Source organism: Thermomonas carbonis (assembly GCF_014396975.1).
GTDB lineage: Bacteria > Pseudomonadota > Gammaproteobacteria > Xanthomonadales > Xanthomonadaceae > Thermomonas > Thermomonas carbonis.
This window is the reverse complement of record NZ_CP060719.1, coordinates 2,567,150-2,580,187: the sequence shown is the minus strand read 5'-3', so window position 1 is coordinate 2,580,187 and position 13,038 is coordinate 2,567,150. Positions and strand designations below refer to the sequence as shown.

The following is a 13,038-nucleotide window of genomic DNA, read 5'->3' as shown; positions in this document are numbered from 1 at the left end:
GACCAAAAGCGCGGCGTCAGCGGTCTAACAATTCGTTCAAGCCGAGACCGCTTCGCGGCCTCGTGTGAGTTCTGCTAGATTTTCACCCACACAAGGCCGCAAAGCGGCCCGTCTTAACTCAGGCGTTAGGTGCCAATGAAAATTCGTGACCATCTGACAAAGCGGAAGAGTCGCATCGGCTACTGGTTGATCGGTTCCTTCGTATGCATGGTAGGAGCGATAGTCGCTGGTGCAGTGCTAGAGAGTCCTCCGCTACACGTTCTGGCTGCCGCTTTTCTCGTCAGTTATTTCATAAGCCTATTCTTCTACCAGTACCGGATACGTTGCCCTCGCTGCCGCGGCAATATTGGCAGGCACACGAGCTATTTCGGCTTGCGCAGGACGCTGTTCTTTGACGCGGTCAATTTTTGTCCGTTTTGTGGAGTGAATCTTGACGAACAGGTTGGCACCTAACAATTCGTTCAAGCCGAGACCGCTTCGCGGCTCGGCTGCATGGTGACGTGTACCACTCCGCCGTTCCGCGCAGCGGTCCGGCTTAACTCAGGCGTTAGGCGGCACATGATGATTTCAAGCAATCTCAAGAAGCACGCCGGCTGGTGGCTATTGCTTCTCAGTGCCAGCACATACGGCATCGGCATCTATCTCACTGGCAGATTTCTTTGTCAGTCAGTCGGCCCGAACGTACTGCTACTCGGTGTCGCCATCGGTGCGATCAGCTGCATGGTGCTGCTGCGTGAGGCGTTCGCACGGAAATCACTGCTTCTCGGAGCCGCATCGGTTGGCGTAACCTTGCTCGTTCTTGTACTCGCATTCGCAAGCGTTGGTCTTACTCTCCCTGGGTGCGGAGGAGTCTGAGCCGCCTAACAATTCGTTCAAGCCGAGACCGCTTCGCGGCTCGGCTGCATGGTGATGTGTACCACTCCGCCGTTCCGCGCAGCGGTCCGGCTTAACTCAGGCGTTAGCGCCTTGATTGCATGAAAATCGCATTCCTCACATTACTGCTACTGATTTCCAGCGCTGCGTCCGCTCAGTCGCCCTCGCCTGCAACCACTCAGGAGGTCGACCAGCTGTTTGCAGCCCTCAAACAGTCCAACTGTGAGTTCTCTCGCAACGGTTCCTGGTACGACGCACAGAAGGCCAGCGAGCACTTGCAACGCAAGTACGACTACTTGCTCAAGAAAGGCTTGGTCACATCCACTGAGGCGTTTATTGAGCTTGCCGCCACCAAAAGCAGCATGTCGGGCAAGCCTTACCAGGTTCGTTGCGGCAAAGCGCCTGCGCAATCCAGCCAGTCGTGGTTCATCACTAAGCTCAAGGCACTGCGCGGCGGTCGGCGCTAACAATTCGTTCAAGCCGAGACCGCTTCGCGGCTCGGCTTAAATGGTAGCGTTTACCATCACGCCAAGCCGCGCAGCGGCCCGGCTTAACTCAGGCGTTAGGGCCCGCGACAACCGCATGCAACTGATTTATTCCACGAGCGACCTAAATTTCGCCAATCGGCTAGCCCGTGATCTCCACGCGCAGGGCGTCGAAACTCACGTATCGAACTCCCACTCCTCAAGAATGCCGGGCTTCGGCGCTAGCTTCACGCCTGGCTTCGTTGGCGTCTGGGTCATTCATGAGAATGATCTGCCTGTCGCACATGAAGTCCTGATCGCCAGAGGACTCATTCGCCCAACCGATCACCAGAGCCCTATGTCTGCTCCTAGCAAGCCGGGACTCTCGTTCCTACTAGCTGCAATTGTAGTTGTCGTAATCGGGCTGCTTATACTTGGCGGGCCCTAACAATTCGTTCAAGCCGAGACCGCTTCGCGGCTCGGCTGCATGGTGACGTGTACCACTCCGCCGTTCCGCGCAGCGGTCCGGCTTAACTCAGGCGTTAGGCGGCAATGGAGCTTGAATTGCGACCCGCAGAAGAGATTGACCTCGCCTTCTGCGAGTCGCTCAACCGCGGCAACATGAGTCGCTACCTCGCCGATCGCGCAATTGATTGGGACCCGGAAAGATTCCTACGCAGCTGGACAGACTTCGAGAACTTCATCATTCAGTTGGACGGTCAAGACATTGGGCTACTGCGGCTCACTCCTGAACAACATGGATTAGGTCTCAGAGACCTGCAGATTCTTCCCACACATCAAAATCGAGGTATTGGCTCATGGGCCGTTGGCCAGGCGAAGACCATCGCGACCTCGCGTGGGTTCCAACGCCTGCAGCTGCGGGTCTACGACGACAACCCCGCCAAGCGTCTGTACGCGCGCATGGGCTTCCAGCCAGATTTGGAGGTCGCTGGTGCCGTTCAAATGGTCTACGAGTTGCCGCCTAACAATTTGTTCAAGCCGAGACCGCTTCGCGGCTCGGCTTAAATGGTGACGTGTACCATCACGCCGTGCCGCGCAGCGGTCCGGCTTAACTCAGGCGTTAGGGCTCAGGAGAAAGATATGCAACTCAAAGCTTTCAAAGCATCAAACGCTGCTGCCGCGCTTCTTCCCATGGCATTCGTGCTGGCAGGCATTGTGCTGTCGCCTCTTTTCTTTGCTTGCGCTTTTCTTGCGTTTGGCGCGCAGATCGCAAAGACGAACAAGGGGCTTGGTCTTGGCGTTGGCGCTTTAGGGCTTGTCTACTTCATGCTCGTGTTCGGTTACGGCACGGGGAAGGACTTGGCACTACGTGACAATGCTCGTCAAGCCAGTCAAGGCACCCTCGGTTCGCCCTAACAATTCGTTCAAGCCGAGACCGCTTCGCGGCTCGGCTGCATGGTGACGTGTACCACTCCGCCGTTCCGCGCAGCGGTCCGGCTTAACTCAGGCGTTAGAGCCCGGAATCAATAATGTCGGCAGTCAAAGCAGCAGCAATCAGTCCACTCGTCATCTGTGCCGCCGCACCGTTCTACGCGGCGTGGCTCTACTACCAAACCACATCCACCTTCCCCGCATCACCCGCCAGCTTTGCAATGGTCGCCCGGATCGCCAGCACTTGGGCCATGCTTTTTCTGCCGCTCGCCTACATCTTGATCTTCACGTACGGGCAGCTTTTCCTACGGCTTGCCAACGCCAAAGGTTGGAGCAGCCCTTTTCACTACTTGATCGCGGGTGCGGCACCATCGCTGCTGACGTTCGCACTTCCATTCTCGTGGCAAGAGGGGTTTGTGCCAGCCGCGCTGTTTGGCGGACTGACGGGCCTGGCGTTCTGGCAGCTCAATCGTGCGCAACGGCCCGGGCTCTAACAATTCGTTCAAGCCGAGACCGCTTCGCGGCTCGGCTGCATGGTGACGTGTACCACTCCGCCGTTCCGCGCAGCGGTCCGGCTTAACTCAGGCGTTAGCCGTCTCGGGAGTTCTCGATGCACTTTGAAGATGAGCACAGCTATCGACTTGAGCTTTTTGAGAGGAAGGTACGGAAGGCCGATGGTGGTGCGTGCTGGGAATGGCTTGGCGCCAAATCAGGCACGTTTGGGTTAGGCGGCTTGGGTGGCATTCGCTCGGCACTCGTTGCGGCATGGATTCTGTACCGTGACCCTGACTACGACCCAGACCTTCCCAATACTTTCATGCGTTTGTGCGGCCGCAGCGACTGTGTAAATCCCGAGCACGCTGCGATCATGGGACCGTTCGGCCTCGCCAATCCAAAGGACGTGGTCCTGTACATTTCCAGCCGCCATCCCCCGGCACGCACTGCACTCCAGCGAGCTGCAGAAGCTCTGCCGGACTTCGGAGACGGCTAACAATTCGTTCAAGCCGAGACCGCTTCGCGGCTCGGCTGCATGGTGACGTGTACCACTCCGCCGTTCCGCGCAGCGGTCCGGCTTAACTCAGGCGTTAGTCCTCAATCACAGTTCTCGAATGCTTGGAGAAAGAGCCATGAAATTCGCACTAGCATTCCTCTTAGCCGTCTTTTCTCTGCCTGCACAAGCGCAAATTCACACCTGCCCGGACGGACGCGGTGGAAAGGTCTACCAGCAGACACCTTGCGCTGGCTATAGCTCGAATTCTTCCGGTGGATACGTTCGCTGCATCAAGCCGAACGGAGATAGCTACATCTACGCCGGCACTTCTTGTCCAGTGCGGCGAGAGCAAGTCCAGCATCAACCAGGAATGGTTATGGATGTTACAACCGGACAACAGCATTTCATGGTCCCTGGTGGAGGAAACGGAATGATTGATCCAAAGACCGGGCAGCGACACGAGCTGATTAGCCCACCTCCAACTCGTCGAGTACAGGATGCTGCGCAACCAATTTCGCGCACAGACGCTTGTGGGCAAGCCCGAATGGAGCGTGATTCTGTACTGAAAGATCCGAACAGGACTATGAATAGAATTCGCTCAGCAGAAGCGAGATATGAGCGCCTATGCGGTGGCGGTTGAGGACTAACAATTCGTTCAAGCCGAGACCGCTTCGCGGCTCGGCTGCATGGTGACGTGTACCACTCCGCCGTTCCGCGCAGCGGTCCGGCTTAACTCAGGCGTTAGGTCCCGCTCAAATGCTGACGCGAGTCCCACAAAAACCATGGACCTCGTTGTGGATTTCCGCAGGGATAGGGCCACCGCTTGGAGCGCTCTCTATCTGCGTACTTGCGGGCTTTTTCCGCTCAAGTGATCCTCGCCCACTCCTAGACATTGTTCTAGGTGACGCACTATCTGCCACGCTCATCGCCTACCCGTTTGTACTTGCTGCAATGCTGCTCTACGCAACTCCTCTTCTTTGGCTAGGCCTTCGGTATCGCTTCGCGAACCCCGTCTTTGCATTCATCACCTCAATTCTTCCCGGAGTTCTTTTCGTTGTAGCGGAACCTGAAAAATCTATCTTCTGGGTGCCCCTCGCCATCTGCTTCGGGATCGCTTTTATATTTGTGGTCAGAGCGTATCGCCCACTACGAGCCGGGACCTAACAATTCGTTCAAGCCGAGACCGCTTCGCGGCTCGGCTTGCGTGCTAGCGTGTAGCACGCCGCCGTTCCGCAAATCGGTCCGGCTTAACTCAGGCGTTAGGCATTGGAGAAAGTTATGCCGGATCTCGCATCAATTGCTAGCGCGTTGTCCAGTCTCAAAGTAGCAACTGACATCGTCAAATTCATCCGTGAAAGTGACGTCTCACTCGAAAGGGCCGAATTGAAGCTAAAGCTTGCGGACCTTGTCGGGACGCTCGCTGAAGCAAAAATTCAACTCAGCGAGATCCAGACCCTGCTCGCTGAAAAGGATCTTGAAATATCTCGCTTGACTGATGCCATAGAGACGAAAGATAAAGTTGTTAGACATCTAGATGCCATGTACTTTCAGGATGACCAAGGCAAGGCGATAGGATCGCCTCATTGCTTGGGCTGCTGGAACGACAAGCACAAATTGCGGCTTCTGGCAGAGGCTCCTGTTGAGCACGGAATTCATATCTGCACGTCATGCCACCACAAATATCAACGCCGACTGACACCGCGCGAAGCTTCGCCGACAGCGTAGGCCAATGCCTAACAATTCGTTCAAGCCGAGACCGCTTCGCGGCTCGGCTGCATGGTGACGTATACCACTCCGCCGTTCCGCGCAGCGGTCCGGCTTAACTCAGGCGTTAGGTGGCAGGCTTGAAGACCCTCGCAATTTTGTTGGCACTGCTAGCATCCAGCGGCTCCGCACCTGCGCCGCAATTCCGAATTGCCCCGATCGAACGACTCGGGCATTTCATGGTGCTCGGTCGAATTACCGATGGATTTGAGGAAGAACTTCGCCGCAAGATTGCGGAGAATCCAAAAATTAAACGTGTCTACATCGAGAGTCCAGGTGGACTCACACTCGAAGCAAAGGGAGCTGCGCGACTGCTCAACGAACACAGTATTGCTGTGCGCGTCGCGGGTAAATGTGCAAGTGCATGCGTTCATCTCTGGGCCGCAGCGGATCATCGTGAACTGACCTCCAGTGCACGTCTCGGGCTCCACGCAGGACGACCAAGGAAGGAGGCTCCAGGACCGTTGGAGCTTGTGGCCGCACCGGCCAGGCAGAAGATTTCTGACGACATGTTGCGCCACGCTGGCTTTTCGGAGTCTTTGATTGCCAAGGCCCGCCAGATTCCCCACAAATCAATCCTTTGGCTAACACCAGCTGACCTCTCCGCAGCAGGCGTGCGATTCACTCTCATAGAGCCAGCCACCTAACAATTCGTTCAAGCCGAGACCGCTTCGCGGCTCGGCTTAAATGGTGACGTGTACCATCACGCCGTGCCGCGCAGCGGTCCGGCTTAACTCAGGCGTTAGACCGCACTAGGATCCGTCGCATGTCAGCCAAGACAACGCTCCGCCAACATCAGCTTGATTGGGCGAGCACTGCATCGCGTTTGCCTGAGCCACGAGGCTACTTGGCTAGCTACGATCTCAACCTCTTTCAGCCGCTATCGCCAGATGCACTATCGGCGTTCACTCAAGGCAGCGGATCTGAGCTTCTTCCATCGGAGATGCGCCCCGCAAAGATGGCGGCCCTCCACTCGTCTTCTGCGTTGGCAGTCAACGCATTCGACTACTGGTCCGGCAAGCCGCTCGCGGCTATTGCATCTGCTCTAGGCATAGAACCAGCGCCGGAACGATTCAGATTTGAGGCGCAATTCCCTACTGGCCTTGGCGGCACACCGCCAAATCTTGACCTGGCATTTTCATATCCGGATGGCCAAATACTAGGTGTAGAAAGTAAGTTCTCGGAGTGGCTGACTCCTAAGCCCTCTCACAAGGAGAACTTCAAGGCCAAGTACTTCCCAAAGAATGAGTTCCTTTGGTCACAAGTTGGACTTCCCAATGCTCAGCGTCTAGCTGAAAGCATTCAGAAGAATGATAGAGAATTTCGCCATTTGGACGCAGCCCAGCTCTTGAAGCATATGCTCGGCTTGGCGACCGCCGCGCCTGGCCGAATCTCTCTGTATTACATCTACTACGACTGCCTCGGTCCGGAGTCATCAATTCATCATGCTGAGATTGAAGCGTTCTCTGAACTTATCGGTACGGACATGAAATTTTACTCTGCCAGTTATCAGAAATTCTTCGGGCGCCTTCGTACCGCAATTGGAGAGGAGCATCGGCCGTACCTGAACTATGTGACTGAGCGCTACTGCCAGAGTGCGGTCTAACAATTCGTTCAAGCCGAGACCGCTTCGCGGCTCGGCTGCATGGTGACGTGTACCACTCCGCCGTTCCGCGCAGCGGTCCGGCTTAACTCAGGCGTTAGGTTGGGCCAGGACAGATTTTCGCTAAAGCAGTTTTTACATTAGCAATGCGTGTGGCCTTTCTAGCTTGCGAGCTCTTGAACCGCTCGGCTTCTCCGGACTTCTCGCGCGGGACACGTTTGCAGTGCAAACGCGCACCGGATGAACGTTGTGCGAGACGTGAAGTCCGCAATAGCGTCGTCACAAACGGTTGCGCCTGAGAGCAGCTGGCCCCAACCTAACAATTCGTTCAAGCCGAGACCGCTTCGCGGCTCGGCTTAAGTGGTAGCGTTTACCCCATCGCCAAGCCGCGCAGCGGCCCGGCTTAACTCAGGCGTTAGACCCCACGGAGAGTTCAAATGTCCTCATTAAGAGCCTTTGCCTTCGTTGCCCTGCTGGCACTGTCGTCTGGCCTGCAGCCCGCATTAGCCGCCCAAAACGATCCTAAGGACGTTGCGGCGATTCGTGAGGTAGTTGAAGCATTTCGCACATCGATCATCAAGAAAGACAAGGCGACTTTTGTCACCCTCTTTGTGTCAGACAACCCTGCCCACGTTACCTGGCAACTCGTAGACGACGATGCACGGGTTGCACGACTCAAGACTTTTGTGCCTGAAGTACGCCGAGTAGTGAGGTGGCCAGAAAACAACTTCTTGACCATGATCGATAGAATTACCGCGGTTGGGTCGGAATCCATTGAAGAAGTGTTTCGGGACCCAGTCATAGACACAGACGGCGAAATCGCCTCCGTGAATTTCAACTACTCTCTATTAGTCAATGGGAAAGAAGAACATTGGGGGCGTGAGATGTGGCACCTCGTTCGCAGTGACGACGGGTGGAAGATCATCTCCGTCATTTGGTCCCAAAGGGATCCTGTACCGCAGTAATGAGTGGGGTCTAACAATTCGTTCAAGCCGAGACCGCTTCGCGGCTCGGCTTGCGTGCTAGCGTGTAGCACGCCGCCGTTCCGCAAAGCGGTCCGTCTTAACTCAGGCGTTAGCGCTCATGAAGCAGGCACTCGCTTTCGTCGCCATTCTCCTGACAGTGACGCCAGGCCGCGCGATCGCCTCATGGTTCGAGAGTTGCGAGCTCACCGGCACTGTCGTGAACGTGACGAGCCGAAAGAAGCTCTTCGGCCGGCAGCCACGGGACGTCAGCCTTTCGGTTCGGGCAGCACAACGAACTAAAGACAGACTCGGAGAGGCTAGCTACACATCGTGTCACGAGCATATTGGGACAGACCAGCAACTTCAGATCGCGGTCCCGCGGTCGACAAGAATCAACGTAGGTGGAATCCTTACAGTAGTCCGAACCGCTGTGGACGGAACCAACATCAACACCGGGGAAACATCTACAACCGTGGAGTTCCGCTTTGTTGGCTACCAAGGCATTACGTCTGAGCGCTAACAATTCGTTCAAGCCGAGACCGCTTCGCGGCTCGGCTTAAATGGTGACGTGTACCATCACGCCGTGCCGCGCAGCAGTCCGGCTTAACTCAGGCGTTAGGTGCCATGGGATTCAGCGACATCTACTGGCGATTTTTCAACTTCTTCGTTCGCCGCGTCATTGCGATCACTTGGGTGGTAATCGGCCTGGTCATCGCCTTCGCGAACGTGCCTCTGCTTCTCCCTGGCGCCACTATTGAGGTTAACGGTACGAGTACAGACGACCTTGTCTACCGCGTCTGCGCTGTAGTGCTTCCGTTTCTAGCCGCCATAGCCGGCGTGCTTTTGTTCCGGGCAGATCCGTACCGTCCTCAGAAATAGAGCTTGGCACAAGAAGCTGGCACCTAACAATTCGTTCAAGCCGAGCCCGCTTCGCGGCCTCGTGCAAGTACCATTGAGTTTCACTTGCCCAAGGCCGCAAAGCGGCCCGGCTTAACTCAGGCGTTAGGCCTCACCCATCGCGCATTCGCTTTCTATGAGTCCCGTCGACCTACCATATACGTCAGACAACGCGCGCCAAATGCTTGGGTGGGGAGCTACGCCATCCACCTCGCCCTACACGCATCGACAAATAGCAGACTGGTGCGGTCGCTTCTGGTCAGAATTCATGGACGGTGATGACGTTCCATCAGACATTCAGAAGCTGCTACCCGTTCTCGCAGACGTTGACGCTCAGTGGGATCTCAATTTTTACAACAGTTTTCCCATGGATGAACTGCACTTGATCAATCAGGATCAGGTTTACGTTCCCACTCAGTGGTTTCAAGAGTGGCTTCGGCAGGCAGCTGAGGCCTAACAATTCGTTCAAGCCGAGACCGCTTCGCGGCTCGGCTTGCGTGCTAGCGTGTAGCACGCCGCCGTTCCGCAAAGCGGTCCGTCTTAACTCAGGCGTTAGGCCACACAACAGATGATCGCCAAGCGAATCCCATTTCTGCTCGTTGCCGGCTCATCCTCTTTCGTCGCCGCTTTGCTTCACTTGGCCTGCATCGCCGGCGGAGCCGATTGGTACCGCACTTTGGGCGCTGGACCGCAGATTTCCCAGATGGCCGCCCACGGGCATTGGTATCCCACAACCATGGCGATCTTCATTGCTGGCGTGCTGAGCGTTTGGGGTCTCTACGCTTGGTCGGGCGCAGGCGTAATCCGCCGCCTTCCATTCTTGCGAACAGTCCTCCTCATCATCACGGCAATTTACCTGTTGCGCGGACTTCTGTTCTCGCCCATGCAGGCGCACTTCCCAGGCAATTCGACCACTTTCTGGTACGTCAGTTCTGCGGTCTGTCTTGCCATCGGCCTTCTGCATGCTCTTGGCTTGCGGCAGGTGTGGGCCGGGCTTTCTAGAGGTGTGGCCTAACAATTCGTTCAAGCCGAGACCGCTTCGCGGCTCGGCTTAAATGGTAGCGTTTACCATCACGCCAAGCCGCGCAGCGGCCCGGCTTAACTCAGGCGTTAGGTCTTGCTCGGGGAGAACAAGGTGGATCGAGAAAAAGCTCATGACATCGCAAATGCGGCGCTTGAGCAGGAGCGCCAAAAATCGCTTCCCTTGGTCCAGGCTGGCAAGCGCACAAGGCGATTCGTAGATCGCCTTCGAATTGGTTTTTTCACCCTTGCTGGCGCTTATTTCGGCTGGCGTATTGCGCAGGCCAATCCTGAACTTGGCGTTCCACCGCTTGCTGGCGGATTCGTGCTTGGTCTTGTAGTGGCCGTAGTGTTTCCGGTACGCAAGACCTAACAATTCGCTCAAGCCGAGCCCGCTTCGCGGCCTCGGCGCTGGCTCGCTATGATTACGCCATCGCCAATGCCGCGCAGCGGCCCGGCTTAGCTCAGGCGTTAGGCCTTTCCCAAAGGTTCCCGAGAATTCAATGAAGCTTCTAGTTGCCGCATCTCTTCTTGCCTCATGCCTTTCCGCCCACGCCGGGCAGGACCTGCAGCCCATCAATGCGGAACACGCCAAGGTCATTCAACTAACGCGGGCGCTTGAAGAACGCCCACTGGATCCCACGGCGCGTGACGCGCGCGCATGGCTACTGCAGTGGGCTGAGGCAACCCCAGACGTGACCATTCTCGTCTGCGACATCTTGGGCCCGCTTCCCGGAACAAATGTGCCGAATGGCCCAGAACTTCTCGTGCAGTCAATGTTTGGCAATGCTGCTTTTCAACTCCAGCACCCTGAAAGCAAGGGCGATCCACAAAAGACTCAGATGGCCGGCGTTGTCAGTCTTCTCGCCGCTTACCGTACGTATGTGAAGACCGACCCTGGTGCAAGCATCCCCCACTTTGATGCCTGGCTAGCCGAGCTAGCGGCTGGAACCTTGCAGACAAAGTTGGCACCAACCATCACTGAGAAGTGCAGCGGTTGATAGCCCAAGGCCTAACAATTCGTTCAAGCCGAGACCGCTTCGCGGCTCGGCTGCATGGTGACGTGTACCACTCCGCCGTTCCGCGCAGCGGTCCGGCTTAACTCAGGCGTTAGGCCCCGCTTCGATTCGTAGCGTCGTGTCGATTTCCTACGACCTCATTCGTCATGTTGGAAAGACCACGCAAACCACGAGAATGCCGATGACGACTGACGCAAAGGCCAAAGGTCCCGCTTCCTACTTCCCTTCCATTGAGAAAACGTACGGTAAGCCTGTCGCGCACTGGCTGAAGCTTCTGGACTCTATGCAGGACAGAAAGCACATGGAGCAAGTGGCTTTCCTCAAGTCGGAGCACAAGATTGGTCACGGCCACGCAAACGCGCTGGTGGCTTATCGCAAAGCACAGGGCGGGGCCTAACAATTCGTTCAAGCCGAGACCGCTTCGCGGCCTCGTGTAAGCCGCTATGATCTTCACTTACACAAGGCCGCAAAGCGGTCCGTCTTAACTCAGGCGTTAGGCAGTGGACGAAGAACTTCAGCAACTTGTCAAAGCGTGCGTTGACGCATTTCCTCGCAACGGCCTCACCGACGGGGCTGTTGATGCATTTTGCTTGAAGCACGGGGCTGTACCCGAGGACTTCCCTGAGCTCCTAGCTAAACACGTTGCTGTCGAGTTCTCCTACGGTGAGATTGGCTACGGCGCCGCCGCTTGCACCATGGACTGCCTCGCTGTCTATGTAGGAATTGAGTTTTCTGGGCTTCCGTTTGAGATTTACCAGGCCTTCGACTCAGGCGCGTATCGGCGTGAAAATATGCCCGCGGCAGTGATTCCATGGCAGCAATACACACTGCCGGCGGTAATGGAAATATTAGAACGTGAGCGCCTACTGCCACGTGCCTAACAATTCGTTCAAGCCGAGACCGCTTCGCGGCTCGGCTGCATGGTGACGTGTACCACTCCGCCGTTCCGCGCAGCGGTCCGGCTTAACTCAGGCGTTAGGCGTCACAAACATGGCTTTCAGCTTCCGGTGTAGTTGCTGCAATGAAATACATGAAGGTATCCCGACCTTCGGCTTCGACGCGCCCGCAATTGCGGAGTGGATTCCGGAGAATGAGCGGCACAAAAGAGTAGACCTTGGCTCAGATGACTGCGTCATTGACCAAGAGCGCTTTTTGGTACGCGGCTGCATTGAAATTCCAGTCCAGGGTGAAGAACAGCCGTTTATCTGGGGCGCCTGGGTGGACCTTAGCCAGAAGGACTTTGATGAGTGGGTCAAAGCATTCAATCTGGAAGAGCGTGAGCATTTCGGTCCGTTCGCTGGCTACCTTGGCTCAAGGCTGCCTGGCTATCCAGACACGTTCAATCATCACGTTGTCATGCACCTTCGCAACAAGGGAACACGCCCTTTCATTGAGGTGTCTCCGTCGGAGAATCCTCTGCACATCGAACAATGCGGGGGGATCAGCCATGATCGCCTTGCAGAGATCTATGAGATCGCAATGCATGGGCCTCGTGGAAGTGACGCCTAACAATTCGTTCAAGCCGAGACCGCTTCGCGGCTCGGCTGCATGGTGACGTGTACCACTCCGCCGTTCCGCGCAGCGGTCCGGCTTAACTCAGGCGTTAGGCGCTAGCAAGAAGGATGGCGACGTGAGACTCATACTCTGTTTCATCACCGCTTATTTCGTAGGGGCATTCAATCTAGCTTGCGCCAGCGGAATGGGCGCAGCGGAATGGAAATACCTGCAATTTGAGACAATCGACGGTGAAATGATCAGTGTTCGTATTGTTGATAGCTCGTCAGTTGCTATCAACATGAAGACACGTGAGTGTGCTGCTTACTTTCCCAAGGTCCCTGTCGGCGAAGGGCTCTACCTGTGGAAGGTTGAGTATCTTTTTGATCGTGATGCCAGGGGATTGTTTCATCTGCTGAACATTCCTTCGATCACGGCAGAGCCAGGCAAGCAGATACATAAGAGCAACGCTATCTATATTCGAGACTGCAAAATTGAGCGCATCGAGTCGACCATTGAGGACGTATTGCCAGCCTAGAGGTGGCGGAATCGCGCC

The 13,038-nt window shown here is 56.1% G+C and carries 16 protein-coding genes; 15 read left to right on the top strand and 1 reads right to left on the bottom strand.

The genetic code is table 11. From position 1 onward, the window contains the following. The first annotated feature begins 974 nt into the window (after positions 1–974). The 10 genes from H9L16_RS12070 to H9L16_RS12020 all read left to right on the top strand — a co-directional run bounded on the left by H9L16_RS12070 (position 975) and on the right by H9L16_RS12020 (position 9,964). Positions 975–1,340 (top strand): YfeK family protein, encoded by a 366-nt coding sequence (locus tag H9L16_RS12070; RefSeq protein WP_187551926.1) that lies wholly within the window; start codon positions 975–977, stop codon positions 1,338–1,340. A 549-nt stretch (positions 1,341–1,889) separates the two neighbouring features. Continuing rightward, entirely contained in the window at positions 1,890–2,363 is a 474-nt protein-coding gene (locus H9L16_RS12060; protein ID WP_187551924.1) for a GNAT family N-acetyltransferase, read from the top strand. A 75-nt stretch (positions 2,364–2,438) separates the two neighbouring features. Beyond that, positions 2,439–2,714 carry a hypothetical protein gene (locus tag H9L16_RS12055; RefSeq protein WP_187551923.1) on the top strand — a complete coding sequence of 92 codons (276 nt, stop codon included), beginning with the start codon at positions 2,439–2,441 and terminating at the stop codon, positions 2,712–2,714. Positions 2,715–2,827: 113 nt separating this feature from the next. Beyond that, positions 2,828–3,223 carry a hypothetical protein gene (locus tag H9L16_RS12050; RefSeq protein WP_187551922.1) on the top strand — a complete coding sequence of 132 codons (396 nt, stop codon included), beginning with the start codon at positions 2,828–2,830 and terminating at the stop codon, positions 3,221–3,223. A gap of 116 nt (positions 3,224–3,339) precedes the next feature. Next, positions 3,340–3,720 (top strand): hypothetical protein, encoded by a 381-nt coding sequence (locus tag H9L16_RS12045; protein WP_187551921.1) that lies wholly within the window; start codon positions 3,340–3,342, stop codon positions 3,718–3,720. A 1,278-nt stretch (positions 3,721–4,998) separates the two neighbouring features. Continuing rightward, a complete protein-coding gene (locus H9L16_RS12040; RefSeq protein ID WP_187551920.1) occupies positions 4,999–5,445 on the top strand; it encodes a hypothetical protein in 447 nt (148 codons plus the stop codon). Positions 5,446–5,564: 119 nt separating this feature from the next. Continuing rightward, positions 5,565–6,131, top strand: coding sequence for a hypothetical protein (locus H9L16_RS12035; RefSeq protein WP_187551919.1), 567 nt, complete (start codon positions 5,565–5,567; stop codon positions 6,129–6,131). Between the two features lie 119 nt (positions 6,132–6,250). Next, a complete protein-coding gene (locus H9L16_RS12030; protein ID WP_187551918.1) occupies positions 6,251–7,090 on the top strand; it encodes a PGN_0703 family putative restriction endonuclease in 840 nt (279 codons plus the stop codon). Between the two features lie 434 nt (positions 7,091–7,524). Further along, a complete protein-coding gene (locus tag H9L16_RS12025; protein WP_187551917.1) occupies positions 7,525–8,052 on the top strand; it encodes a Cif family virulence factor in 528 nt (175 codons plus the stop codon). Between the two features lie 1,465 nt (positions 8,053–9,517). Next, positions 9,518–9,964, top strand: coding sequence for a hypothetical protein (locus tag H9L16_RS12020; RefSeq protein WP_187551916.1), 447 nt, complete (start codon positions 9,518–9,520; stop codon positions 9,962–9,964). Between the two features lie 36 nt (positions 9,965–10,000). On the opposite strand, the gene H9L16_RS12015 is transcribed toward H9L16_RS12020, so the two are convergent. Then, a complete protein-coding gene (locus H9L16_RS12015) occupies positions 10,001–10,354 on the bottom strand; it encodes a hypothetical protein (protein ID WP_187551915.1) in 354 nt (117 codons plus the stop codon). A 118-nt stretch (positions 10,355–10,472) separates the two neighbouring features. Here H9L16_RS12015 and H9L16_RS12010 point away from each other — a divergent pair, with 118 nt between their 5' ends. The 5 genes from H9L16_RS12010 (at position 10,473) to H9L16_RS11990 (ending at position 13,020) form a co-directional block, all read left to right on the top strand. Continuing rightward, positions 10,473–10,970: a hypothetical protein gene (locus H9L16_RS12010; RefSeq protein ID WP_187551914.1), complete on the top strand. Its 498-nt coding sequence runs from the start codon at positions 10,473–10,475 to the stop codon at positions 10,968–10,970. A 199-nt stretch (positions 10,971–11,169) separates the two neighbouring features. Continuing rightward, entirely contained in the window at positions 11,170–11,385 is a 216-nt protein-coding gene (locus H9L16_RS12005; RefSeq protein ID WP_187551913.1) for a DUF4287 domain-containing protein, read from the top strand. Between the two features lie 103 nt (positions 11,386–11,488). Next, a complete protein-coding gene (locus H9L16_RS12000) occupies positions 11,489–11,869 on the top strand; it encodes a hypothetical protein (protein WP_187551912.1) in 381 nt (126 codons plus the stop codon). A 109-nt stretch (positions 11,870–11,978) separates the two neighbouring features. Then, a complete protein-coding gene (locus H9L16_RS11995) occupies positions 11,979–12,497 on the top strand; it encodes a DUF2199 domain-containing protein (protein WP_187551911.1) in 519 nt (172 codons plus the stop codon). 121 nt (positions 12,498–12,618) lie between these two features. Further along, positions 12,619–13,020, top strand: coding sequence for a hypothetical protein (locus H9L16_RS11990; protein WP_187551910.1), 402 nt, complete (start codon positions 12,619–12,621; stop codon positions 13,018–13,020). Positions 13,021–13,038: the final 18 nt, after the last annotated feature.

Coding starts and splice junctions, on each gene's coding strand:
- H9L16_RS12060 (WP_187551924.1), top strand. CDS start 1,890: ATGGAGCTTGAATTGCGACCCGCAGAAGAGATTGACCTCGCCTTCTGC.
- H9L16_RS12050 (WP_187551922.1), top strand. CDS start 2,828: ATGTCGGCAGTCAAAGCAGCAGCAATCAGTCCACTCGTCATCTGTGCC.
- H9L16_RS12055 (WP_187551923.1), top strand. CDS start 2,439: ATGCAACTCAAAGCTTTCAAAGCATCAAACGCTGCTGCCGCGCTTCTT.
- H9L16_RS11995 (WP_187551911.1), top strand. CDS start 11,979: ATGGCTTTCAGCTTCCGGTGTAGTTGCTGCAATGAAATACATGAAGGT.
- H9L16_RS12040 (WP_187551920.1), top strand. CDS start 4,999: ATGCCGGATCTCGCATCAATTGCTAGCGCGTTGTCCAGTCTCAAAGTA.
- H9L16_RS12070 (WP_187551926.1), top strand. CDS start 975: ATGAAAATCGCATTCCTCACATTACTGCTACTGATTTCCAGCGCTGCG.
- H9L16_RS12020 (WP_187551916.1), top strand. CDS start 9,518: ATGATCGCCAAGCGAATCCCATTTCTGCTCGTTGCCGGCTCATCCTCT.
- H9L16_RS12025 (WP_187551917.1), top strand. CDS start 7,525: ATGTCCTCATTAAGAGCCTTTGCCTTCGTTGCCCTGCTGGCACTGTCG.
- H9L16_RS12030 (WP_187551918.1), top strand. CDS start 6,251: ATGTCAGCCAAGACAACGCTCCGCCAACATCAGCTTGATTGGGCGAGC.
- H9L16_RS12045 (WP_187551921.1), top strand. CDS start 3,340: ATGCACTTTGAAGATGAGCACAGCTATCGACTTGAGCTTTTTGAGAGG.
- H9L16_RS12005 (WP_187551913.1), top strand. CDS start 11,170: ATGACGACTGACGCAAAGGCCAAAGGTCCCGCTTCCTACTTCCCTTCC.
- H9L16_RS12010 (WP_187551914.1), top strand. CDS start 10,473: ATGAAGCTTCTAGTTGCCGCATCTCTTCTTGCCTCATGCCTTTCCGCC.